17 protein-coding genes are annotated in these 22,821 nt (G+C 71.2%); 7 read left to right on the top strand and 10 right to left on the bottom strand.

What is annotated here, in order from left to right:
* The 3 genes from D7Y15_RS32955 to D7Y15_RS32945 all read right to left on the bottom strand — a co-directional run.
* The coding region (locus D7Y15_RS32955) for an SEC-C metal-binding domain-containing protein (protein ID WP_169827486.1) at positions 1–113 on the bottom strand (113 nt) is incomplete at its 3' end.
* Between the two features lie 85 nt (positions 114–198).
* The gene (locus D7Y15_RS32950; protein ID WP_120579899.1) at positions 199–1,389 is read right to left on the bottom strand and encodes an OmpP1/FadL family transporter; all 1,191 of its coding nucleotides are present in this window, start codon (positions 1,387–1,389) and stop codon (positions 199–201) included.
* Positions 1,390–1,420: 31 nt separating this feature from the next.
* Positions 1,421–4,378 (bottom strand): hypothetical protein, encoded by a 2,958-nt coding sequence (locus tag D7Y15_RS32945; RefSeq protein ID WP_121755071.1) that lies wholly within the window; start codon positions 4,376–4,378, stop codon positions 1,421–1,423.
* A 200-nt stretch (positions 4,379–4,578) separates the two neighbouring features.
* Here D7Y15_RS32945 and D7Y15_RS32940 point away from each other — a divergent pair, with 200 nt between their 5' ends.
* The 3 genes from D7Y15_RS32940 to D7Y15_RS32930 all read left to right on the top strand — a co-directional run bounded on the left by D7Y15_RS32940 (position 4,579) and on the right by D7Y15_RS32930 (position 6,473).
* Positions 4,579–5,115 (top strand): hypothetical protein, encoded by a 537-nt coding sequence (locus tag D7Y15_RS32940; protein WP_169820815.1) that lies wholly within the window; start codon positions 4,579–4,581, stop codon positions 5,113–5,115.
* A 131-nt stretch (positions 5,116–5,246) separates the two neighbouring features.
* Positions 5,247–5,555 (top strand): CBS domain-containing protein, encoded by a 309-nt coding sequence (locus tag D7Y15_RS32935; protein ID WP_120579902.1) that lies wholly within the window; start codon positions 5,247–5,249, stop codon positions 5,553–5,555.
* A gap of 228 nt (positions 5,556–5,783) precedes the next feature.
* The gene (locus D7Y15_RS32930; RefSeq protein WP_121755070.1) at positions 5,784–6,473 is read left to right on the top strand and encodes an NTP transferase domain-containing protein; all 690 of its coding nucleotides are present in this window, start codon (positions 5,784–5,786) and stop codon (positions 6,471–6,473) included.
* A 74-nt stretch (positions 6,474–6,547) separates the two neighbouring features.
* On the opposite strand, the gene D7Y15_RS32925 is transcribed toward D7Y15_RS32930, so the two are convergent.
* The 4 genes from D7Y15_RS32925 to D7Y15_RS32910 all read right to left on the bottom strand — a co-directional run bounded on the left by D7Y15_RS32925 (position 6,548) and on the right by D7Y15_RS32910 (position 12,037).
* Positions 6,548–7,381, bottom strand: coding sequence for a hypothetical protein (locus D7Y15_RS32925; RefSeq protein WP_121755069.1), 834 nt, complete (start codon positions 7,379–7,381; stop codon positions 6,548–6,550).
* A 161-nt stretch (positions 7,382–7,542) separates the two neighbouring features.
* A complete protein-coding gene (locus D7Y15_RS32920; protein ID WP_121755068.1) occupies positions 7,543–8,415 on the bottom strand; it encodes a hypothetical protein in 873 nt (290 codons plus the stop codon).
* An 87-nt stretch (positions 8,416–8,502) separates the two neighbouring features.
* Positions 8,503–9,369, bottom strand: coding sequence for an OmpA family protein (locus D7Y15_RS32915; RefSeq protein ID WP_121755067.1), 867 nt, complete (start codon positions 9,367–9,369; stop codon positions 8,503–8,505).
* Between the two features lie 70 nt (positions 9,370–9,439).
* Positions 9,440–12,037, bottom strand: a complete 2,598-nt coding sequence (locus D7Y15_RS32910; RefSeq protein ID WP_121755066.1) for a PAS domain-containing protein — start codon at positions 12,035–12,037, stop codon at positions 9,440–9,442.
* A gap of 217 nt (positions 12,038–12,254) precedes the next feature.
* Between D7Y15_RS32910 and D7Y15_RS32905 the strand changes: the two genes are divergently transcribed.
* Positions 12,255–13,103: an HAD family hydrolase gene (locus tag D7Y15_RS32905; protein ID WP_121755065.1), complete on the top strand. Its 849-nt coding sequence runs from the start codon at positions 12,255–12,257 to the stop codon at positions 13,101–13,103.
* Positions 13,104–13,203: 100 nt separating this feature from the next.
* Here D7Y15_RS32905 and atpA read toward each other — a convergent pair whose 3' ends face one another.
* The 3 genes from atpA to D7Y15_RS32890 form a co-directional block, all read right to left on the bottom strand.
* Positions 13,204–14,751, bottom strand: a complete 1,548-nt coding sequence (gene atpA / locus D7Y15_RS32900) for a F0F1 ATP synthase subunit alpha (RefSeq protein ID WP_121755064.1) — start codon at positions 14,749–14,751, stop codon at positions 13,204–13,206.
* 231 nt (positions 14,752–14,982) lie between these two features.
* The gene (locus D7Y15_RS32895) at positions 14,983–16,467 is read right to left on the bottom strand and encodes an ATP-binding protein (protein WP_121755063.1); all 1,485 of its coding nucleotides are present in this window, start codon (positions 16,465–16,467) and stop codon (positions 14,983–14,985) included.
* A gap of 148 nt (positions 16,468–16,615) precedes the next feature.
* Positions 16,616–17,158, bottom strand: coding sequence for an ATP synthase F1 subunit delta (locus tag D7Y15_RS32890; protein WP_120580862.1), 543 nt, complete (start codon positions 17,156–17,158; stop codon positions 16,616–16,618).
* Positions 17,159–17,417: 259 nt separating this feature from the next.
* Between D7Y15_RS32890 and D7Y15_RS32885 the strand changes: the two genes are divergently transcribed.
* The 3 genes from D7Y15_RS32885 to D7Y15_RS32875 all read left to right on the top strand — a co-directional run bounded on the left by D7Y15_RS32885 (position 17,418) and on the right by D7Y15_RS32875 (position 22,788).
* Positions 17,418–19,244 (top strand): Hsp70 family protein, encoded by a 1,827-nt coding sequence (locus D7Y15_RS32885; protein WP_120580865.1) that lies wholly within the window; start codon positions 17,418–17,420, stop codon positions 19,242–19,244.
* 93 nt (positions 19,245–19,337) lie between these two features.
* Positions 19,338–20,510 carry a TIGR02266 family protein gene (locus D7Y15_RS32880; protein ID WP_120599751.1) on the top strand — a complete coding sequence of 391 codons (1,173 nt, stop codon included), beginning with the start codon at positions 19,338–19,340 and terminating at the stop codon, positions 20,508–20,510.
* A 133-nt stretch (positions 20,511–20,643) separates the two neighbouring features.
* Positions 20,644–22,788 carry a beta-propeller domain-containing protein gene (locus D7Y15_RS32875; RefSeq protein WP_121755062.1) on the top strand — a complete coding sequence of 715 codons (2,145 nt, stop codon included), beginning with the start codon at positions 20,644–20,646 and terminating at the stop codon, positions 22,786–22,788.
* The last annotated feature ends 33 nt before the right edge of the window (positions 22,789–22,821 follow it).

The raw sequence follows: 22,821 nt of genomic DNA, 5'->3' as shown, positions 1-22,821 counted from the left end.
GTGGTGGGAGGCGGCGCGGCTTTCGCGCGGTCCTCGGCGGCGTGACAGGCCTTGTACTTCTTCCCGCTGCCACAGGGGCACGGGTCGTTGCGGCCGGGCTTGGAAGGGCTCACGGCCCGGCACCGTAAGCGAAAGCGCCCGGCCCTTCCATGAACGGAAGGAGCCGGGCGCCCGCGACTTCAGAAACGGTTCAGCCGGTTACTGCAGGTTGAAGCCCAGCGTCAGGCCCAGCACGTGCGCGTTGCCGGAGTACGTTCCGGGCATGCCCGGCGCCGTGCTCTCCTTGTCCGCCAGCGCGACGAACTGGTAGCCCAGGTCCGCGCGGAACGGCTTGAACTGGTAGCCCACGCCCGCGGACACCTTGAAGCGGTTGGCGTCCGGGAGGTCCGGCGTCAGCGTGCTGTTGGGGCTGGGGGACGGGTCGTACGTGAGACCCAGGCGCACCTGCAGCGCCTCGTTCACGGCGTACTCACCGCCCAGCGAGTACTTCCACTTCGCGCGCCAACGCTTGGGGATGGGGTTGTCGATGGACGGGTTCTCGAAGCGGATGGCCAGCTCCGAGAACGAGGACCAGTCCACCCAGCTCGCGTCGAACGCCAGCAGCAGGTTGTTCAGCGGCCGGTACGCCAGGCCCGCCGTCACGGTGGACGGCAGGACGACGTCCGCGTGCGCCTTCTGGTCCGTCAGACGGCTCTGGAACTCCACCGGGATGTTCTGGAAGTCCGCCTGGCCCTGGAACTGGATGTCGATGGCGCTGCGGTAGTGCAGGCCCATGTCCAGGTTGTCCAGCAGCTTGGCCTGCACGCCGATGTTGAAGCCGGAGCCCCAGTCCGCGCCACCCAGGTGGACGGAGCCCTCGCTGTTCACGAAGTCCAGGCCGCGCGTCAGCTCGATGGTGGCCCGGGCGATGTCCAGACCCGCGCCGAAGCGGAAGCGCGGGTGCAGCTCATACGCGAACGACGGGTTGATGTAGTACGTCGCCAGCGAGGACTCGTAGCCGCGGAAGCGGCCGCTGAAGCCCTCCTCCCAGCGGCTGCGCGCGCCGTACGGCGTGAACACGCCCACGCCGAACGCCGCCTTCTCGAACGGCTTGTAGACGACGAACAGGTGCGGCGGCGGCGACAGCGTGGTGCGCTGCCCCTCCGCCTCCATGTTCGGCCGCTGGAACGTGATGCTGGGGAGGATGCCCGTGTCGCCCAGCGTGATGTCCAGCGTCTTCACGCCGACCATGTTCGCCACGTTGTAATAGATGGAGGACGAGTCCTCCAGCCACGCCGTGGCGGCGCCGCCCGTGCCGGTGGCGCGAGCGCTGTGGGTGTCGACCTGGAATCCCGCGGCCTGGCTCGTACCAGCCGCCAGGATTGCCACGAGGGAGAGTGTCTTTTTCATGAGTGTTTGATTCCTCTCTCAGTGGTTCGCGTTACTGCGCCACGGCGCCCGTGGACAGGAAGCCGATGATCTGGTCCTGGGCCGCGTGGCGCACTTCTTCCGGAATGGCGGGGTGGTTGAGGAAGGAGTGACGGCTGGCCGGCGCGATGTCGTGGATGGCGGGGTCGGACGCCGGGTACATGTACGACGCCACCGTGCGCGGCGCGTCCGTGCGGTTGGCCGCGTTGATGAGCGCCAGGCTGTTCGCGTTCGGGATGACCTCGTCACCCTCGATGTACTGGATGAACGTGCGGTGCACGTTGACGTCCGTGCCGGCCGCCGCGTTGTTGTCCAGCAGGTACGCGTAGTTGCGCGCATCCGCCGGGTCCAGGATGGTGTTCGCCAGGCTGATGAACGTGTCGAACGTCGGGGAGCCCGGGTTCACGCCCGCGGCGGCGAGCGAGCCCAGGAACGCGGTGCGCTGATCATTGAAGGCGGGCGCCGTCAGGAGCACGCCGGCCAGGTTGCCACCAGCCACGTTGAGCACCGAGCGGCGCACGCGCGGGGACACCGCGGTGGACATGGTGCCCATGATGCCGCCGAGGCTCTGGCCCACGTAGTCCACCTGGGCCGCGTTCAGGCCGCCCACGGCGTCGGACAGCTGCTGGCTGCCCAGCACGCGCACGAACTGGCTGAAGTCCACCACGTGGTGGCGGAAGTTGTCGCGCGTGGTGAACAGGTTGCCCAGGTTCAGGAAGTTCCAGCCGGAGATGACCGGGACGCCCTGCGCGCTGCGCAGGAAGTCGCCGCCCTCGCACTTGTTGTCCGCCATGCACTGGCCCTGCGACGGGGAGACGACGTTGGAGCAGAACACGTCGGCCGGCACGCCCGCCGGGAGCGCCGCGGCGCTGCAGTCCGCGCGGGCCGCGTCCGTGCGCGCCACGCAGCGGCCGTAGGACGGGCTGGCGGCGTTGTCCTCGCAGCGCTGGGTCGCGGGGTTGGCGCATGCGCCAGAGTCACCCACCGAGCCCGTGGTGCCCAGCACCGTGGCGGAGCCCACGCAACTGGTGCGCTCACCGTGGTAGACGGCATCCATCGCCGCCACCGCGTAGCCCGCGCCGGTCATCTTGTTGGCCACGCCAAGCACCGCGGTGCGGTTGCTGGTCAGGCCGTGGCCGAACACCATCACCGGCCAGCCGCCGGCAGGCGCAGTGCCGGTCGGCACGAACAGCATGAACGGGTAGCGCGTGGGGCGCGGCGCGGCGGGATTCAGCGTGCCGAAGGGGCCCGTGAGCAGCCACGGCGTGTTGGCCCGCACCTCGTAGACCGCGCCGATGTTGCCGCTGGGCAGCGCCGCCGGCTGCGCGCCGGCCATCGCCGCCTTCACCTGCGACGTGATGGGGAAGACGGAGGTGGGCGCCGCGGGCGTCCCGTACACGCCGCCGGGCAGCGTGTACAGCTGCTGCAGGACGGACGTGGTGCTCTGGGTGGTGAACGACCAGCCCAGCGCGATCTTGGAGCGCGGCAGGCCCGCGGCCGCCAGCGCGTCGAAGAACGGCTTGTGGGCCGCGCGCACCGGCTCCAGCGCCGCCGCGAGCGTGTCCGGCACGGAGGAGATGGTGCTCTTGCCGTTGACGGCCACCGGGTTCGCCAGGCGCATCAGCGCGAACGCCGTGGCCGGGGCGACGTTGCGGCCCTGGGTGTCCTTCAGGTCCGTGGTCAGCACCGCGCCGTACTGGGTGGCGCCATCCAGCGGCGCCTTCGGGACGATCTGCAGCTGCTGCGGGACCTCGACGATGCCCGCCGCGCCCACGCTGGTGCCGCAGTCACCGCTCTTCTCCACCAGGCAGGGCACCACGTCCGGCTTGGTGCCCTTGTCCAGGTTGGACAGCTTGAAGAACTTCACGCCCGCGGCCAGCGACGCCGCGTCCACGCGGGGGGCCGGGCCGTCCGAGGCCACGCGGTACATCGTGCCGTCCAGCACGCCCTGCGCGTCGCCGTTCTCCGTGACGATGGCGCCCGTGGTGGAGAAGCCGTCCAGCGTGTTCAGGCCCGTGAACAGGTCCTGCTGCAGGCCCGGCGTCGTCGGGACGGGGAAGTTCAGGTGCGCCGCCGCGGTGGCCGTGGCCGGCACGCGCAGCAGGTCGTTGGGGAACGGGATGATGGTGGGGACGCGGTCGGTGGCCGCCAGGTTGATGGTGGCATCCGGCTGGTTGACGATGCTGAAGGTCCAGATGAGGACGATGTCCTCACGCTTGAACCCCTGCGGCGCCAGGGCCTTGTCGAAGACCTGCTTGTAGCCCAGGCGCAGCTGCTCCAACTGCAGCGACTTGGCGGTCTGGTCCGCCAGGCGCTTGGCCGGGTCCGTCTCCGCGGAGGGGATGAGCTCCGTGGCCGGGCCGCAGTCCGGCGAGGTCAGGTCCTCGCAGGTGACCAGCGACTTGTCGGAGTTGATGAAGGCCCACGTGGCCGACCCGATGATGGGGTTGCCCGAGGTCGTCTTCAGGCCGTTCTCACCGCCGACCAGCGCCACCGCGTAGCGCGAGCCCTTCGGCCACGCCGGCAGGCCCGTGTTGATGTCCACCGGGGGGATGATGTTGAGGAGGTCCGTGTCCTCGTTGTACGCGAGGGTCGGCGTCACCGGCTTCGTCGCCAGCGGCGTGCCCTGGTACATGTCGATGAAGATGACCGTCTTCGGGCTCACCGAGCTCGGATCCAGGTCCTTGATCTTGGTGTTCGCGATGGCGGACGTGGGGAAGCCGTTGAGCGAGTTCAGGTAGTCGCGCGTGAACTCCTGCTCCGCCGCGGACGCCGCCGGGTTGATCGGCGCCTGAACCTTCTTCGTCTGCTGGTTGATGGCCAGGTCGTTGGGGGAGGGAACCACGGCGGGAGACGCCGAGGGGTCGAACTCCGCCAGGCCGACGTTCAGATTCGGAGCCTCCTGCGCAATCTCCGGCGTGCAGGCGACAGCTCCTAGGGCCATGGCCCCGAGGAACAACTGTTTCTTCATGGTGGGAATCCCCTCCAGCCCAAGGTGAACTGCTGGAAACAAGTCAGTGAGTAGCACGCCCTCCCCCGGTCACAAAGTGAGAGGGATTGACGCGCCGAGTCAGCTATGGGGTTCCCACGCGTGCACGCGGGTGGACGTCTCACGCGGCGTGCGCGGCACGAGGGCGTGACGCGCCAGGGAAGGCGGATACGCTGCCGTCCATGAAACGACTGCTGACTGTGTTGGCGATGACCGTGGCGATGGGCGCGAGCGCGGAGGAGGCCGGTGGGCTGACGTGGAGCGCGCCGACGGAGTGGGCCGCCCAGCCTCCCCGGCCGATGCGCGCGGCGACGTACAAGGTGCCCGCCGTGAAGGGAGACGCGGAAGACGCGGAACTGGCTGTCTTCTACTTCGGGCAGGGGCAGGGCGGCGCGGTGGACGCGAACGTGAAGCGCTGGGTGGCGCAGTTCCAGAAGCCCGACGGCAAGCCGCTGGAGGACAAGGACGCGAAGACGAAGCAGGAGAAGGTGAACGGGCTGCCCGTCACCACGGTGGAGGTGAAGGGCACGTACGCGGGCGGCGGTCCCATGATGGGGCCTTCCGCGCCCAAGCCGAACTTCAAGCTGCGCGGCGCCATCGTGGAGGGGCCGGAGGGCGCCATCTTCTACAAGCTCACCGGGCCGGAGAAGACGGTGAACGGCGCGGAGAAGGGCTTCCGCAAGATGGTGGAGTCGGTGAAGCCCGCGCCGAAGAAGTAGGGCGGGCAGGCGGATCCGTCCAGGGGCTCTGGAGAAGCTCCGGACCCCCTGCGCGGACGTCGGCAAGCGGATTGCTAAGGCCTTCCGGCACACGGCGCCCGAACGCCGAGCACCGGAGGCCTCACGTGTCGATGTGCCGCAGCCCTGAGTTCCAGAACCTCGTCTCCCACGCCATCACCCTGTTCCCGGAGGACACCGTCCTGGGCGCGCTCCAGCAGATGTACCGCCACGGCGTGCACCTGCTGCCCGTGGTGGAGGGGCGTGGGGGCGACCTGCTGGGCGAGGTGACGGAGGACGAACTGCACCGCGTGGCCCGTCGCCGTCCGCTGGCCCGGCTGGCTGAAATTCTGACCGTGAAGGCGCTGGCGGCGCCGGAAGAAACGACCGTGGAGACGGCCGCCCCGCTGCGGCTGGCGGCCTCCAGCGGCTGGCTGCACTGAAGTGCCTCTTGGCGCCCATCCGGCGCGGGGGAGGGGAAGCCCTTTGGCCAACCCGCCTGACCGCTGGTGGACACCTGCCCTTGCCCAAAGGGCAGGCAGCCAACACCTCCTCGTGTGACTGGCGGCTGTCTGACGACTCGTACTGGCGGGCGGGCTGCAATCCCGGAAGGAGGTCAACAGCCTGTTGGCGGTGCCCCCGGCTTTCCGTCGAGGGCGAGGAGGCGGGTCATGAAGGCAGTGGCGATCATCCTGGCGGCGGGCAAGGCCCGGCGGATGTCCCACCCCAAGGCGCTCATCGAGCATGAAGGGGGCAAGAGCTTCCTTCAGTCGTTGGCGTCCACCTTCGGAAAGGCGGGGTGCGGGGTGCTGGGCGTGGTGGGCAGCGACGAGGAAGCGGTGCGCGAGCAGCACCCGAGCCTGGAGCTGGTGACGAGCAGGGACTGGGAGAAGAGCCTGCTGGCGTCGGTGAAGGCCGGGTTGGAGGCGGCCCTGGCCGAGGACGCGGACGTGGTGCTGGTGCATCCGGTGGACATGCCGGCCCTGCGCGTCACCACCGTGAAGTCCATGCTCAAGGACATGGAGCGCGGCGGCACCGACGCCGTCATGGTGCTCCGGCCGGAGTACGACAACGCCACGGGCTGGCCGGTGGTGCTGTCGAAGGGCGCGGCGCGCAAGCTCATTGAGGCGGAGGGCGAGGACCTGGAGGCGGCGCTCAAGACGCTCAATCCGCGCCGCCTGAACGTGAAGGACCCCGGCGTCATCGTGAACGTCAACACGCCTGAAATCTACGGGCGCGTCTTCAGCACGGAGGTGAAGCTGGCCCCGCCGCCCAAGCGGCGCGTGAAGCGCCCGGGCGTGTCCAACGGCTCCGGGGCGGACACCACCCCGGCGTCCTACGCGGCGTCGTCGGAGGAGTAGCCCCGACGCGAAGACTCCCGGGGCCCGCACGGTGCGCGGCGACCCCGGGAGTTTTTACTTCAGCCTTCCGGCCTTCAGAACGACAGGCCCAGGCCCAGGTAGGGGCCGGTGAAGTTGTCAGCGTGCACCACGCCGTCCAGGTGGCCGCCGTCGCTGAGGTACAGGGTGCGCCAGCCGCCGCGCAGGTTGAGGGCGCCCAGGTGCAGCGCCAGTCCGGCCTGCATGTCCACCTGGCGGTGCGGGAAGGGCACCACCTGGATGCGCGCCTCCACGTCGAAGGGCGACGGGCCGATGCACGCCTCCAGCGACGCGGCGAGGCTGGGGCCCACGAAGATGGCGTCCGGGGCGTGCGCGCTGGCGATGCCGGCCTCCATGCGGAAGCGGCCGCGCTCGGTGGACCAGGGAGAGAGGGTCAGGTGCGCGTCCAGCAGCGTCAGCCGGTCCGTGTCCGCCGAGCCGTCATCCGACTCCAGCGCGATGCCGCTGACGCGCGCGTCCATGCCCCAGCGCTGGCCGTCCAGGGCCATGAAGAGGTCCAGCGCGCCGCCCACGTCGCCGAAGCTGTTGCCCTGCACGTTCAGGTGCACGAGCGGCGCGGGCCGGGGCGCGCGGGTGCCGCGGGGCGTCTCCGCGCGCGCGCGGCGGTGGTAGCTGGCCGGGCCGGAGAGGAAGAGCACGTCGAACCAGCCGATGCCGACGCCGGAGGAGCGCACGCTGGAGCGCACCGGCGCGTCCGAGGGGCGGCCCACGGGCGTGGCGCGGTGCTCCTTCTTGCCGTCCTTGTCGTCGGAGTCCTTCGAGTCGGAGGTGTTCGGCTTGGAGCGCTTGCCAAAGCGGGCCTCGGCGGGCGCGGACCCCAACAGGACAGCGACAGCGAGCGCGGCACACAGCGTCTTCCAGAAGCCCACGGCGACCTCTCCTCTTCATGGGCCCACGGGATGGGCCGCGGCATGTGGACGCCTGCTCGCCCGGAATATTCAACCCTCATCACCCCCGGTGAAACCAGGGCCCCGGGGATGGGGGGTGGTGTCCGGAAGGGGGCATGTGCACCCCCGGACACGCGGGTGCTTCAGAAGGCCAGACCGGCGCCGGCGTAGGGGCCCACGAAGCTGTCGATGTGCTGGATGCCGTCCACCCGGCCCGCGTCGTCCAGGACGAGGCCGCGCACGCCGCCGCGCACGTTGAGGGCGCCCAGGTGCAGCGCGATGCCCGCGCTCGCGTCCAGCTGCCGGTAGGTGCCGGCCGTGCCCTGCACGCGCGCCTCCAGGTCCAGCGGGCCCGCCACGCAGACCTCCAGGGAGGTGGCGAGGCTGGGGCCCACGAAGAAGACGTCCGGCGCGTGGGCGGTGGAGAGGCCGCCCTCGAGGCGCCAGCGCACGCGGTCGGTGGACACGGGCGCATAGGTGATGTGCAGGGTCGCCAGGCGGATGTCGTCCGTGCCGCGCGTGCCGTCGTCGGTGGGCAGCACCAGCTGCGTGCCCTGCACGGCGATGCCCAGCGCCTCGCCCTCGATGCCCAGGAACGCGTCCCCGGCGACGCCGCCGCCCATGATGCCCCCGTTGACTCCCGCGCGCAGGCTGAGCGGCTGGGCGTTGCGCTGCTGCTGGACGACCACGGGCCGCGGGTCGGAGGTCTCCGCGACGACGCTCAGCACCTCCGCGGCCGCCACGATGGCGTTGCCGTAGAGGTGAGCGGAGTACGAGGGCCGGTCGCGAGGGGCCGAGCGGTAGGCGTAGTTTTCGTTCCGCGAGTTGGAGCGGATGGGCGTGGCGGCGTGGACCCGGGAGCCCCTGTCGTCGCGCTTGGAGTCGCGCTTCTTGTCCTCCTTCTTGTTCTCGGAGCTGTCCGAGGACTTCTTGCCGAAGCGGGCCTCCGCGGGAGACGCGGCCAGGAGGAGGCCGGCGGCGAAGGTGGCGCACAGGGCGGGGCGGAAGGCGGACACGGGAGGCTCCGAGGCAGGGGCGAGGTGGAAACCCTCTGCACCCCTGGACGGGCAGCCAGGCGTTCTATTCACTCCGCGTCCCGCGCGTCAGCGCTGCGCTGTCTTCTTCCCCTTGGCCTTCGCCAGGCGCTTCATGGGCCGCGGCGGCGGCTCCGTGCGCGCCACGGCCGCGCTCTCCGGTGTCACCGGCGTGGGGAACACCCGCAGCGTGACGCGCCGGTTGCTGGCGCGGTGGGGCGGGCTGTCATTGGGCACCAGCGGCCGGTGCGCGGCGTGGCCCGTGGCACTCAGTCGCTCCGGAGCCAGTCCCTCGCGCTCACCCAGCTGCCGCACCACCACCACGGCCCGCGCGGTGGACAGCTCCCACGCGGTGGTGGCGGGAGCCCCGGCCGCGGAGGGGAGCACCTCGTCGGTGTGGGCCTCCACGGCCACCCGGTGGTCGGCGAGCGGGCCACGCAGCACCGCCGCGGCCTGCTTCAACACGGCGGCGCCCTCCGGCGTGAGTGACGTCGTGGTGGGAGCGAAGAGGAGCCGCTCGGACAGCTCCACGCGCAGGGCGTCGTCCTCCAGCGCCACGGCCACGTCGCCCGCCTGGAGCGGATCCTTCAGCGTCCTGCCCAGCGATTCGAGCGCCGCCTCTCGCTTCGTGTGCTGCGCCTCCGCGCTCTTCGCCTGGAGCTCCGCCGCGGCGCCGCCCCACTCCTGCGCCTGCTGCTGACGCTCCAGCGCGCGCAGCCGCCGCTCCATGGCCTGACGGAGCGTCTGCAGCCGCGCGACGTGGGTTTCGGACTCGGTGGCTTCGTGCTCCAGCTGCGCGCTCCGGGCCTCCAGCGCGTGGAGCGAGCGCGAGCCCAGCCACGCGCCCGTGGAGGCCACCACCACCGCGACCGCCAGCAGCCCCCAGGGCAGCCACCGCCAGCGTCCGAGCGCTGCTGTCGTTCGCGCGTCGTCCATGGCCCTGAAGGGTAATGTCCCCCCGGGTGTGGGCGGCAAGGTGGCGCCGTGCGACATGCGCCCGCCTGCTTCAGCCCGGGGCCGCCCCGGACGGTTTCTTCCACCGGGGCAGGTGCAGCACGAAGCGCGAGCCGGGCCCGCCCTCTGGCGGCGTCTCCACGAACAGGTCTCCGCCGTGCGCGCGGGCGAGCTGCCGGGAGATGTAGAGGCCCAGGCCCAGGCTCGCGCGTGTGTGCTCGCCGCTGTTGCGCGTGAAGCGCTCGAAGATGCGCTCGCGCGCGTCCGGAGGGATGCCGGGGCCCCAGTCTCGCACGGCGATGATGGCCTTCTCCCCGTCGCGCTCCACGTACAGCTCCACCGGCAGGCCCGGCGCGTACTTCATCGCGTTGGTGAGCAGGTTCATCAGCACCTGCTCCACGCGCGGCCGGTCCGCCAGCGCCACCACCGGCGCGTCCGCGTGCACCACCGCCACGCAGCCCGCGGTGGCCAGCGCCTCCTCCATCCGCGCCACCAGCGCGTGCACCAGCGAGGACAGCTCCACCGCGCCCAGCTCCAGCGCCATCTGCCCCGTGCCCAGCCGCGCCACGTCGAACAGGTGCGTCACCAGCCGCGCCAGCCGGTCCGCCTGCCGGAGCGCCCCCGACAGCCCCTGGCCCAGCCGCTCGGATTCGTCCGACGGCAGCTTGTCCACCGTGCGCTGCAGCGACGACAGCTGCAGGTGCAGCGCGGACAGGGGCGTGCGCAGCTCGTGCGTCGCCACCGCCACGAACTCGTCGCGCGCGGCCACGGCATGCTCCGCCTGCCGGTACAGCCGCGCGTTGTCCACGGCCAGCGCCGCGCGCCAGGCCAGGTCCTCCAGCTGCGACAAGTCCCGCATGCCGAAGCGCCGCGTGGGCGAGCACGTCGCCGCGCTCACGATGCCCAGCGTGCGCCCACGCGCCATCAGCGGGACGATCATCACCGAGCGCGGGCTCAGTCCGTCCAACACCTCCCGGTGCGCGTCGTTGACGGCGAAGGCGCGCATGGCGGCTTCGTCCACCTCCGCCACCAGCTCCGCGCGCCCCGTCTCCAGCACCCGGCGCAGGACGGTGTGCGCGCCGGGGGGCGGCGCGTAGGGCATGGACTTCTCCAGCTGGGCCTGGAGCGTGTCGCTGCGGGCGCGGCGCTCCACGCGCTCCAGGTGCTCGCCGTCCTCGCCCAGCATGTCCACCAGGCAGTAGTCCGCCAGCTGCGCCACCACCAGCTCCGCCACGTTGCGCACGGTGGTGCGCCAGTCCAGGGACGTGGCCAGCCGGGTGGTGGCGTCCGTGAGGAAGCGCAGGTGGGTCTCCATGCGGCGCTGGTCGGTGATTTCGCGCACCACGCCGCCCACGCCCAGCAGCTCCGTGCCGGAGCGCACGGGGAAGTACGTGGCCAGGAAGGTGCGCGGCTCCGGGCCCACGACGTACTCCACCGGGTCGTCCACCACGGCCACCTCCGACTCCAGCACCTGGCGCAGCAGGTCCTCGATGGGGGCGCCCGCCGGGCCCATCAGCTCGCGGGGGGTGAGGCCCAGGTGCTTCTCCAGGGGGATGCCGTTGTTCTCCGCGACGACCTTGTTGAGCCGCACGTAGCGCAGGTCCTGGTTCACGAAGCCCATGCCCACCGGGGACGCGGCGAAGAAGGCCTCCAGCATGGCCGCGGACGCGTCGCGCTCACGCAGGGCCTCGCGGGCCTCGCGGTACAGCCGGGCGCTCTCCACCGCCAGGGCGGCGCGGCGCGCGAACTCCGTGGCGTAGCCCAGGTCGCGCTTCGTGTAGAGGCGCGCGGGCGACGCGGAGACCAGGTTGATGATGCCGAAGCGCCTGCGTCCCACCGCCAGGGGCAGGAGCATGGACGAGCGCGGCGCCAGCGCCTCCAGCAGCTGGCGGTGCTCGGACGAGAGGGACACCGCGTCCAGCCACGGGGGCGTGATGTCCGCGATGAGCACGGGCTTGCCCCGCGCGAACACCCGGGCGAGCGGCGAGTCCGAACCGGCCTGTGGTGGGAAGGACAGGGTCTGGTCCAGCAGCGACTGCTTCCTCGGGTCCCTCGCGCTGACCGCGAGCCGGTGCAGCGCGCCGTCCGACCCCAGCACGTCCACCATGCAGTAGTCCGCCCACTCCAGCGTGGCCAGCCGCGCCACGGCCTTGAGCGTCGTCTCCCAGTCCAGGGACTCGGCGAGCAGCCGGCTCGCCTCGCTGACGAAGAACTCCGCGCGCTCGGTGGCCTTGCGCTCGGTGATGTCCACGTTGATGTTCACCGCGCCCACCAGGCCGCTCTCCGCCGAGTACAGCGGCGCGGACGAGTTGAGGATGGTGCGGCGCGCGCCGTCCCTCCCGACGATGTCCACCTCCTCGTTGGAGACGGTCTGCCGGGTGCGCAGCGTGCGCGCCACGGCCCACTCCTCGCCGCGCAGGCGCCTGCCGGTGCCGGGCCAGTACGCCTCGAAGGTGCCGAAGTGCTCCAGTTGCATCCGCGCCAGCGCGGCCTGGCCCCACAGCGCGCTCGCTGCGGCGTTGGCCGCGAGCAGGCGCCCCGCCGTGTCCACGATGACCACCCCCACCGGCAGCAGGTGCAACACCGTGCGCAGCCACTCCTGCGGCACGGGTGTGGACTCCGCCAGAAAGGTGCCAGTCGGCTCGGACATGGGCGCGGAGCCCCCCTCCCCCGCGGGAGGCTCTACGGTGGGGGTGGCGGGGGACCGGGACCACCCGACCCGGGTTCCATCCGGCTTTCCGGGAGTTGGCACCGGCCTCCACCCGGAGGCAGGGCAGGGGGCTTGATTCGGAGCGGCCGACGGGGCGTCATTCGGGGCTTTCGTTCACGGCCGCGCTTCCAAGCGGCCGGGCTGCAAGGACCGGTGGATGGGAATCGCGTGCGTGGTGCTGGACTTCGATGGGACCTTCACGGACGTGCTGGCGGAGGGCGAGCCCTTCCTCAAGCACTTCCAGGACGCGCTGTACGGGGTGCTGGGGCAGGACGCGTCCCAGGCGTGGGCGGAGGAGGTCGCCGCGCTGCATGAGGGCGTGGACCAGTACGGCTGGGAGGTGGCGGGGCGCATCGTGGCGCCGGCCACCGCGGACCCCTACCTGACGGCCACCTGCACCGCGCACCGGCTGCTCAAGCGCTTTGGCAAGGGCGACGACGAAGCGCTGCGCACGGACACGGTGCAGACGCTGTACCGGGAGGCGTACCGGCACTCGGCGACGGCCTTCAAGGCGGAGGCGAAGGAGGTGCTGGAGGCGCTGCTCGCCACGGGCCTGCCCGTGTCGGTGGTGACGAACGCGCACACGGAGCTGGTGGAGGCGAAGCTGGACAAGCTGGCCCCCAAGGGCCGCGAGCGGCTGAAGGTCTTCGGCGACGCGCGCAAGTTCCAGCTGGAGGACACGGAGCCGAAGGACGCGCGCTTCGACGCGCTGCCGGAAGCGCTCCACCTGGACGGCGTGCTGGGCCGGCCGGTGTACCTCAAGCGCGGGCGCTACTTCTCCGCGCTCAAGCGCATCTGGGACGCCACGCACACGGGCCCGGAGTCCACGCTCGTCGCGGGTGACATCTTCGAGCTGGACCTGGCCATGCCCGCCGCGCTGGGCGCGCACGTGCAGCTGGTGGAGCGCGCCAACGTGATGCCCTACGAGCGCGCCGCAGTGCAGCGCCTGGGCACGCGTGGCAGCGCGGACAAGAGCCTGCGCGCCATCCTGCCCCGGCTGCGCTGAAGGGGCGCGGTGGCCCACCGCGGGCAAACGAAAAGCCCCGCCTCCCTTCTGAAGGGAGGGCGGGGCTGTCCGTCAAGGCACCGCGCGTGGGGCGCGAAGCTTAGACCTTGGCGCCCGGGGTCGCCTGGAACACGTCGTTGAACTCGGTGAACGCCTTGTTGATGTTCGCCTTGATGTCGGCGGTCAGCTCGCGCTTGGCGACCAGGTCGGAGACGATGTTCGGGTACTTGCTGTCCACGAACTCCAGCATCTCCTTCATCCAGCGGACCACGTCGCCCACCGGCACCTGGCGGATCCACCCGCGCTTGCCGGCGTCGTCCTTGTTGGTCGCCGCGTAGATCTGGATGACCTGACGCTCGACGGAGAGCGGCTCGTACTGGCCCTGCTTGAGCAGCTCCACCATGCGGGCGCCGCGCGCCAGCGTCTCCTGCGTGGCCTTGTCCAGGTCGGAGCCGAACTGGGCGAAGGCGGCCAGCTCGCGGTACTGCGCCAGCTCCAGCTTCATGGAGCCTGCGACCTGCTTCATGGCCTTGATCTGCGCCGCGGAACCCACGCGCGACACGGAGAGACCGACGTTGATGGCCGGACGGACGCCGGCGAAGAACAGGTCCGTCTCCAGGAAGATCTGCCCGTCGGTGATGGAGATGACGTTCGTCGGGATGTAGGCGGACACGTCACCCGCCTGCGTCTCGATGATGGGGAGCGCCGTGAGGGAGCCCGCGCCCTCCTCGTCGGACAGCTTGGCGGCGCGCTCCAGCAGGCGGCTGTGGATGTAGAACACGTCGCCCGGGTACGCCTCGCGGCCCGGCGGGCGGCGCAGGAGCAGGGACAGCTGGCGGTACGCCACGGCCTGCTTGGAGAGGTCGTCGTACACGATGAGGCCGTGCATCTTGTTGTCGCGGAAGTACTCGCCGATGGCGACGCCCGCGTACGGCGCGAAGTACTGCATGGGCGCCGGGTCGGACGCGTTCGCCGCGACCACCACCGTGTACTCCATGGCGCCGTACTTGTTCAGCTTCTCCACCACCTGCGCGACGGTGGACTGCTTCTGCCCGATGGCGACGTAGACGCAGTAAACGCCCAGGCCCTTCTGGTTGATGATGGCGTCGATGGCGACGGCCGTCTTGCCCGTCTGGCGGTCACCGATGATGAGCTCGCGCTGACCGCGGCCCACCGGCACCAGCGCGTCCAGCGCCTTGATGCCCGTCTGCAGGGGCTCGTGCACGGACTTGCGCTTCACGATGCCGGGCGCCTTCACCTCCAGGCGGCGGTGCTCGGTGGCCTCGATGGGGCCCTTGCCGTCCACCGGCTGGCCCAGCGCGTTCACCACGCGGCCCAGCAGGCCCTTGCCCACCGGCACGGAGGCGATCTGCTGGGTGCGCTTCACGGTGTCACCCTCGCGGATGTCCTTGAACTCACCCATGATGGCGACGCCGACGTTGTCCTCTTCCAGGTTGAGGACCAGGCCCTGCACGCCGTTGGCGAACTCCACCAGCTCACCGGCGAGCGCACCCTCCAGGCCGTACACGCGGGCGATACCGTCGCCCACGGACAGCACGGTGCCGGTCTCGGCGACGGTGACCTTCTTGCCGTAGTCCTTGATCTGCTCCCGGATGATTCTGCTGATCTCGTCGGCGCGGATTTCCATGGGCGTCTAGCGTCCTTGCGGAGGGGGCGGCCTGAGGAAACGGGGATGGCCGCCGCGAATCTTGATGTACCGGGTGGCCCCCTATCACGGGCACCGGGACTCTCGCAACGCGCCACGCGCCAGGGCCTTCCCCCACCCCCGCACCCCTTTATCGCGCACGTAAGCAGGCACCCCGGACGTGAGGGGCCCCGCCTGCTCGCAAGCCCAGGGAGCCCGGCGCCGGGCCCGGCTTCAGGCGCCGGACGCGGGGAGGCCATCCTCGCGGGGCAGCCACACGATGAAGCGGGTGCCGTCCGCCGCCCCCGACTCCACGGAGATGCGCCCGCCATGGGCCAGGGCGATCTGCCGCACGATGAAGAGCGACAGCCCCAGCCCGTCATCCGCGGAGCACAGGGCGCGGTGCTTGAACGGCTCGAAGAGGGTGCCCTGGTACTCCGGCGGCACCCGGCAATCCGGGTCGTGCACCTGCACCGTCACCCCGTCGAAGCGCCCCGTCAGTTGGAGCACCACGGAGGAGGACACCGGGCCGTGGTGCAGGGCGTTGCCCACCAGGGAGTCCATCAGCTGGGAGATCCGCTCGCCGTCCCAGGTGCCCTTCAGGTCGCCGCTGGCGACGAGCCGCAGGTCGCGGCCCGGGTGGGCCCGCTGCCGGTCCGCCAGCACGCGCTCCGCCAGCTGGCCCAGGTGGACGGAGGAGGGGTGCACGGGCAGGCCGTTGGACAGCCGGGAACGGGTGAAGTCCAGGAGCTGGCGGATCAGCCGTTCCACCCGGCGCACGCCCTGGCCCACCCGTCCAACCTGTTCGGTCAGGGCTTCTGGCATCGACGGAGCGTGCTGGAGGGCGAGCACGTCGCACTGGAGCGACTGGAGCGGGGCCTTGAAGCCGTCCCCCGCCGCGTCCAGGAACTGGTCGCGGAAGTGCTCCATCCGCATCAGGCGCTCCTCGGCGGCCTTGCGGATGCTCACGTCCCACACCGCGCCCATGCGCACCGAGCGGCCCTGGAACGTCGCCGGCCGGCCCATGACCTCCACGGGGATGCGGCGGCCGTCGCGGTGGAGCACGGCCAGTTCGTACGGGGCCTCCACGCCGCGGTCCATCACGTCGCGCGCGGGGGCGCGGAACTCCGGCGCCACGCAGTCCAGGATGTTCCGGCCGACCAGCTCCGCCGTCTCGTAGTAGCCCATCAGGCGGCCCAGGCCGGGGCTGATGTCCAGGAACTGCCCGCGGTCGTGGAAGAAGTACCCGTCGCAGGAGATCTCCACGATGGAGCGCATGTGCTCCTCGCTCGCGCGCAGCGCCGCCTCTTCGCGCAGGCGCGCGGAGGAGTCTCGCAGGAGCAGGAGCACGCCCGAGGAAGGGGCCGCAGGCATGGCGCTCACGGTCAGGTGGCGCAGCGTGCCCACCTCGCCGAAGCGGCCCGACACCAGCTCCTCCGCCACGCGCTCACCGGACTGCGCCCGCGCCAGCAGCGGAGACAGCGGCGGCGCCAGGCCGGGCCACGCCTCCGAGAGGAAGCGCCCCACGCACAGCTGCGCCGGGCGGCCGCTCAGCGAAGCCAGCAGGTCGTTCATCCAGACGAGGCGGGAGTCCCCGTCCACCAGCGCCACCCCCCAACCCGGCGCGTTGAGCAACGCACCCAGAAAGGGCAGGGTTTCCTCGGGAACCCCCGGGGACGGAAGGGCTCCGGGAAGCCGTTGGAACACAGGCTGCGACATGGGCGGGTGGTCTCGGAAAACGCGGGCTTGTCCGCGTTGCCCAGAAGTATACCCATTCCCAGAGCGGACGGGAAATACAGGTTTGACTAGGACTACGGGGCAACCCTGACAACCCGGCACGTCTGCCGCACCGGGAGTGAGGGAGGGGTTACTTCAGCTCGCGGCGCAGCTGCTCCAGCTGGGTGCGCAGGGTGCCGTCGTAGAGGGTGCCACCGACCTGCGCGGCCACACCGCCGAGCAGGGACGGATCCACCTTGGTCTCCAGCACGACGTTGCGCTGGGTCAGCTGCTGGAGCGACTGCTGGAGCTGGGTGAGGGCGTCCGCGGAGAGCGGGGCGGCGCTGGTGACCTGGCCCCGGACGCGGCCCGCGCGGGCGTCCGCCATGTCGCGGTAGAGCCGGGCGATGTCGGGCAGGTAGCCCAGGCGGTTGCGGTCCACCAGCAGGCGCACCGCGTTGGCGAGCGCGGGCTCCGCGGGGGAGGGCATGGCCTGGAGCAGGGCCTCCACCACGTGGCTGCGCTGGGCGCGGCTGTAGGCGGGGTTGAGCAGCACGTCCGACAGGTCGGGGCTCTGGCCCACGACAGCGGCGAAGGCGTTGAGCTGCTCCGCGACGGCGTCGGTGCGGTTGCCTTCCGCTGCGACGTCGAGGATGGCGCGGGCGTAGCGGCGGGCGATGGAGACGTTCACCATGACGCTGGCGCCCTTAGCATGGGGCGTCCCTGGCGGCAATGATGCCGGCGCCATGCGTTGGATCTCCGTGGCCGCTTGGGGCCTCCCGAGGTCTGGAGAGAGCGGGCGGGGAAGCGTCCCCGGGTGGGCGCTCCGGGTGTGTGCTGGTGGCCGCCCCCAGGCCCTTGAAGGCAGGCCGGCGCCCGGCAACGGACGGCCGGGGTGCGACAGGACTTGGCGGAAGTGGGCGCTTACCCGTAGCGTGGGCCCCACCCTCGCCATGCAAGAACCTGTCATCGGCATCGACCTGGGCACCACCAACAGCGTCGTCGCGACCGTGGAAGAAGGACGCCCGCGCCTCATCCCCTCACGTGCGGGAGGACGCCTCACGCCCTCGGTGGTAGGCCTCACCCGGGCGGGCGACCGCCTGGTGGGGCAGCCGGCCCAGGCCCTGGGGGAGGAGCACCCGGACGCGGTGGTGTGGGCCACCAAGCGCTTCCTGGGACGCCGCTACACGCCAGAGCTGGTGCAGCAGGCGAAGGCGGTGGTGCCGTATCCCCTGGTGGCCGGCCCCACGGGCGACGTGCGCGTGAAGCTGTCCGGCCGCGTGCTGCCCGCGACGCAGGTGTCCGCCTTCATCCTGGGCGAGCTGCGCCTGGACGCGCAGGCGCACTTCGGACGTGACGTGCGCAAGTGCGTCATCACTGTCCCCGCGAACTTCGACGACAACCAGCGCCAGGCCACGCGGGAAGCGGCGGCCATCGCGGGGTTGGAGGTGGTGCGGCTGGTCAACGAGCCCACCGCGGCGGCGCTGGCGTACGGCCTGTCCCGCGGCTTCGAGGGCAGCGCGCTGGTGTTCGACCTGGGCGGCGGCACCTTCGACGTGTCCATCCTGGACGTGAAGGCGGGCGTCTTCGAGGTGAAGGCCACGGGCGGCGACCACGCGCTGGGCGGCGAGGACTTCGACCAGCGCATCGTCCAATGGCTGCTGGCGCAGGTGGAGGACGCCTTCCAGGAGGCGGTCTCCAAGGACGCGCAGTCGCTGCGGCGCTTGAAGGTGGCGGCGGAGGCGGCCAAGCGCGAGCTGACCGAGTCCGAGGAGGCCCTCATCTCCGTGTCCGGCCTGGGCGACCACACGGCGGGCGTGAAGCGCTTCACCGAAATCAACACCGCGCTCACGCGCAGCTTCTTCGAGACGCTGTCGGAGCCGCTGTCGCGCCGCTGCCTGGACGTCTGCAAGAGCGTGATGGCGGAGGCGCGGATGGATCCGCGCTCGGTGGACGTGGTGCTGCTGGTGGGCGGGATGACCCGCGTGCCGCTGGTGCGCCGGCTGGTGGCGGACTTCTTCGGCCGCGCGCCCTCCACGGACGTGCACCCGGACGAGGCCGTGGCGCTGGGCGCCGCGGTGCAGGCGGACGAGCTGGTCCGTCAGGCGGGGCAGGCGCTGCTGTTGGACGTGGCCAGCCAGAGCCTGGGCGTGGGCGTGATGGGCGGCCGGGTGAAGCGGCTCATCCCCAAGAACACGGGCGTACCGGTGGTGGCGAGGGACATCTTCTTCCCGGGCACCTCCGGCCAGTCCGAGGCGCGCATCCCCGTGTATCAGGGGGAGAGCGAGTTCCAGGACGAGAACCACAAGCTGGGCGAGGTGGTCCTCAAGAACCTGCACGTCGCCAACCGCGGGGAGACGCCGCTGGAGGTCGTCTTCGAGTTGTCCGGCGAGGGCATCCTCTCCGTGCAGGCCACCGACCTGACCTCCGGCCACATGGAGCTGGTGCGCCTGGAGGCCCGGGCCGGCCTGCCGCAGGGCGAGGCGGAGAAGCTGGGCCAGGAGCAGTCCCACTACGCCCAGGCGCAGGGCGTGGTGGACGCGCGCAAGGCGGAGGAGACCTTCCGCAAGCTGTTGGAGCGCGGGGAGAAGCTGGCCCGCCTGCTCCAGCAGAGCGCCCGGGAGAACCCCAGCCCGGAGGCCGAGTCGGCCGTGGGCACCGTGCAGCAGCTGCTGGTGGGCGGCAAGGACGCGCTGGCCGCCGGTGACGCCGCGCAGTGCGCCCTCATTGCCCGTCAGCTCACGAAGTTGCTGTCCGGCCGCGCGGAGCCCCGCGGCTGACGTCCCCCGGCGCACGGAAGAGGCGTCCACCAGCTCACGTTGTGGCGCCGGGTCCGTGGTGCCTTCCCTGGAGTCCGCGTATCTCCGGGAGTCATGACGACCCCCGGCTTTTCTCCTCGCCCGAGAGATCTGGTCTTCGTGGTGGACGACTCGCGGACCGCGCGGGACGTGATGCGGCTGCACCTGTCGCGCATGGGCTGTGACGCGGTGGGGCTAGAGGGGGCGGACGCGTGCCTGGCGGAGCTGGCGCAGCGGACGCCGGCGCTCATCCTGATGGACCTGCACCTGGAGAAGCTCCAGGGGGACGAGGCCTGCCGCCTGGTCAAGGCGCACCCTGCGGGGCGCAACGTCCCGGTGGTGATGTTCACCGCGGCGGATGAACCCCATGAGGTGATGCACTGTGGGCGCGCGGGCGCGGACGACTTCCTGCCCAAGCCGGTGAGCCAGGAGGCGCTGGCGGCGAAGGTGGCCGCGGTGCGGTTGTCGCGTGAGCGCGCCTGGACGGGCCCTCCGCGCGGCCGGGGCGTGCTGCTGGTGGAGGGCGGCCGGTTCCTGCACACCTTCCTGGGCGGAGCGCTGGAGCACGAGGGGATGCACGTGCTCTACGCCAAGGACCTGGATGACGCGGCGGCGCAGGCCGTGGCCCAGGGCGAGCGGCTGGACGGCTTCGTGGTGGACGTGTCGCGGCTGCCTCGGGAGGCCCTGTCGCTGGCCACGCGCCTGCGCGAGCAGTTCCCACGCAAGCCGCTGGTCCTGATGTCGCGGGTGGAGGAGGCACCGGACGTGCTGGAGCGCGCGCAGGAGCTGAGCGGCGCGCCGCTGTTGCTCAAGCGGCAGCTGGGCGCGGACGAGCTGCTGGCGAAGGTGCTGGCGCGCCTGTCGCAGGGCACGCTCCCCTTGAGGGCCGCGGAGCGGGTGCCCTTTTTCACCGTGGTGGAGTTCAACACGCCGGGTGGCCCCACGCTCAGTGGCTTCAGCCATGACGCCAGCCCCCAGGGCCTCTTCGTACGCACGCTCACGCCCGCGCGCGAGGGCTCGAGGCTGTCCCTGCGCCTGGTGATGGCCGGCCAGCGCACGCCCTGCGAGGCGCAGGCGGTGGTGGCGTGGTGCAACCCGCCCGGGATGGGGAGCGCGTTCCGCTCGCAGACGGGCATGGGCCTGCGGCTGGAAGGCATGGACGCGCAGCTGCAGCAGCGCTTTGTGCGCTTCGTGCCCCAGTCCCTCGGTTTTCCCACCGCCAGTCCCGTGCGCGCCTCAGGTTTCTGAGAGCGGCGGGTGACCCCGCGCGCCTCCCAACCCCCCGCAATCACGGACAGAAGCGACGGGATTCTCCCCTGGCATGGGCGTGGCAAAGCGCCGAGCCCCGCGAGGCAGTCGACTTTCGAGGGAGGATTCACGCATGCGTCTACGTCTTTTCGGAACGGTGGGGCTCACGCTGCTGGCGGTGGGGTGCGGTGACGGGGGCAAGGCCCCGGAGGGCCTGGACAACGAACCCGTGCAGCAGTCGCTGAAGCTCACGACCTTCGACGACTGCTCGGCGCTGGAGCAGTACATCGAGGACACCGCGACGAAGCAGATGCGCGCGAACCTGGAGCAGCAGAAGCCCGGTTATTGGGATCGCTTCGGCCGGGGGACGCGCGGCGGCGTCGTCTTTGGCCCCATGCCCGCGGAGGACTCGGCGGGGGGCGGCGTGAACGCCGGCGCCGGTGGCGGCCAGGCGCCGAATGACTCCACCGGCACCAACAACCAGGTGGAGGGCGTGCACGAGTCGGACTTCGTGCAGAACGACGGCACGCGCATCTTCGTGCTGTCGGGCAACCGGCTGTACGCGCACCGCTCGTGGCCCGCGGAGCAGCTGACGCTGGCGGCGACGCTGGAAGTGGAGGGCTGGCCCCGGGAGATGCTGCTCGACGAGAAGAACCGGCTGGTCATCGTCTCGCAGGTGGCGCTGTCGCTGCCGGGCACCCCGACGAAGGTGGGCGGGGGCGTGGGCGGGGGCATGGTGCCCGTCGCGGACATGGCCTGCTACGGCTTCGGCTGCGGCTACTACAACGCGGACAGCACCAAGGTGACCACGGTGGACGTGTCGGACGTGGCGCACCCCACGGTGGTGGATCAGGTCTACCTGCCCGGCGTCTTCAACCAGGCGCGCCGCGTGGACAGCAACGTGCGGCTGGTGCTGTCGGACGCGTTCCGCTGGCCGGAGGACGTGAAGTTCTGGGTGGAGTACTCGGAGGACCTCTACAAGGACGAGGGGAAGCTCACCAAGACCATCGACGCGCTCATCGTCGAGAACGAGAAGCGCATCCGCGCGAACACGCTGGACCAGTGGTTGCCCGCGGGCCGGCACGTGGACGCGGACGGGGTGACGACGGCGCTGCCCACGTCCTGCGGTGACTTCTACCGGAGCAACGCGCCGTCCGCGCTGGGCTTCGTGACGGTGGCCTCGCTGGACCTGGACGCGCGCACGGCGGCGCCGGGGCGCACCAGCCTGGTGGCGGAGCCGGGCACGGTGTACGCGTCCAAGGAATCGCTGTACCTGGCGCACTCGCACTACTGGTGGTGGCCGCAGCCGGGGCAGAAGGACTTCACCTACCTGCACAAGTTCGACCTGCGCCAGCCGGGCCGCGCGGTGTACGCGGGCTCCGGCACGGTGGAGGGCACGCCCGTCAACCAGTTCGCCCTGGACGAGTACCAGGGCGTGCTGCGCATGGCCACCACGGTCACCACGCGCCTCCCGGAGCCGGAGCACCAGGACTGGTGGTGGGGCCGCACCACGACGGCCAGCCGCGTGACGACGCTGGGCGTGAAGAACGGGCAGCTGGCGGAGCTGGGCCGCAGCGAGGACCTGGCCGAGGGTGAGCGCATCTTCAGCGCGCGCTTCGCGGGCCCGCGCGGCTACGTCGTCACCTTCCTCCAGGTGGATCCGCTCTTCACCTTCGACCTGAGCGACCCGGCCCACCCGCGCAAGGTGGGCGAGCTGAAGGTGCCCGGCTTCTCCACGTACATGCACCCGGTGGGTGACCACCACCTGCTGACGATGGGCATCCACACGGAGCCCAACGGCGGCTGCTGCGGGACGAGCACGCTGAAGCTGTCCCTCTTCGACGTGAGCGACCTGGCGAACCCGAAGGAGGCCGCCACGCAGCTGGTGGGCGAGGCCTACGGCTGGAGCGAGGCCCTCTACGAGCACAAGGCCTTCAACTACTTCGCGGCCAAGGGGCTGGTGGCCATCCCGTTCACGGACTACTCGAGGTCCTACTCGTCCTATGAGAACTACTGGCAGGGCTTCCGCACGGAGCTGCGCGTGTTCCGGGTGGACCTGGCGGCGGGCATCTCCCCGGTGGGCGCGGTGCCCATGTCGGACCTGTTCAAGACCACGGGCATGCCGCAGTGGAGCTACTACTACGTGCCGGATGTGCGCCGCAGCGTGATGGCGGATGACTACGTCTACGCCATCAGCGACGCGGGGGTGCGCGTGTCGAAGGTGGACAGCCTCCAGACGCCGCTCGTCACGGTTCCGTTTCCGGTCAGCACTCCCTGACGGGGCGGGCGGGCGTCAGACGGGGTCGGGGAT

The sequence above is a fragment of the Corallococcus sp. AB030 genome (assembly GCF_003668965.1).
GTDB classification, from domain to species: domain Bacteria; phylum Myxococcota; class Myxococcia; order Myxococcales; family Myxococcaceae; genus Corallococcus; species Corallococcus exiguus.
This window is presented reverse-complemented; position numbering and strand designations above follow the sequence as displayed.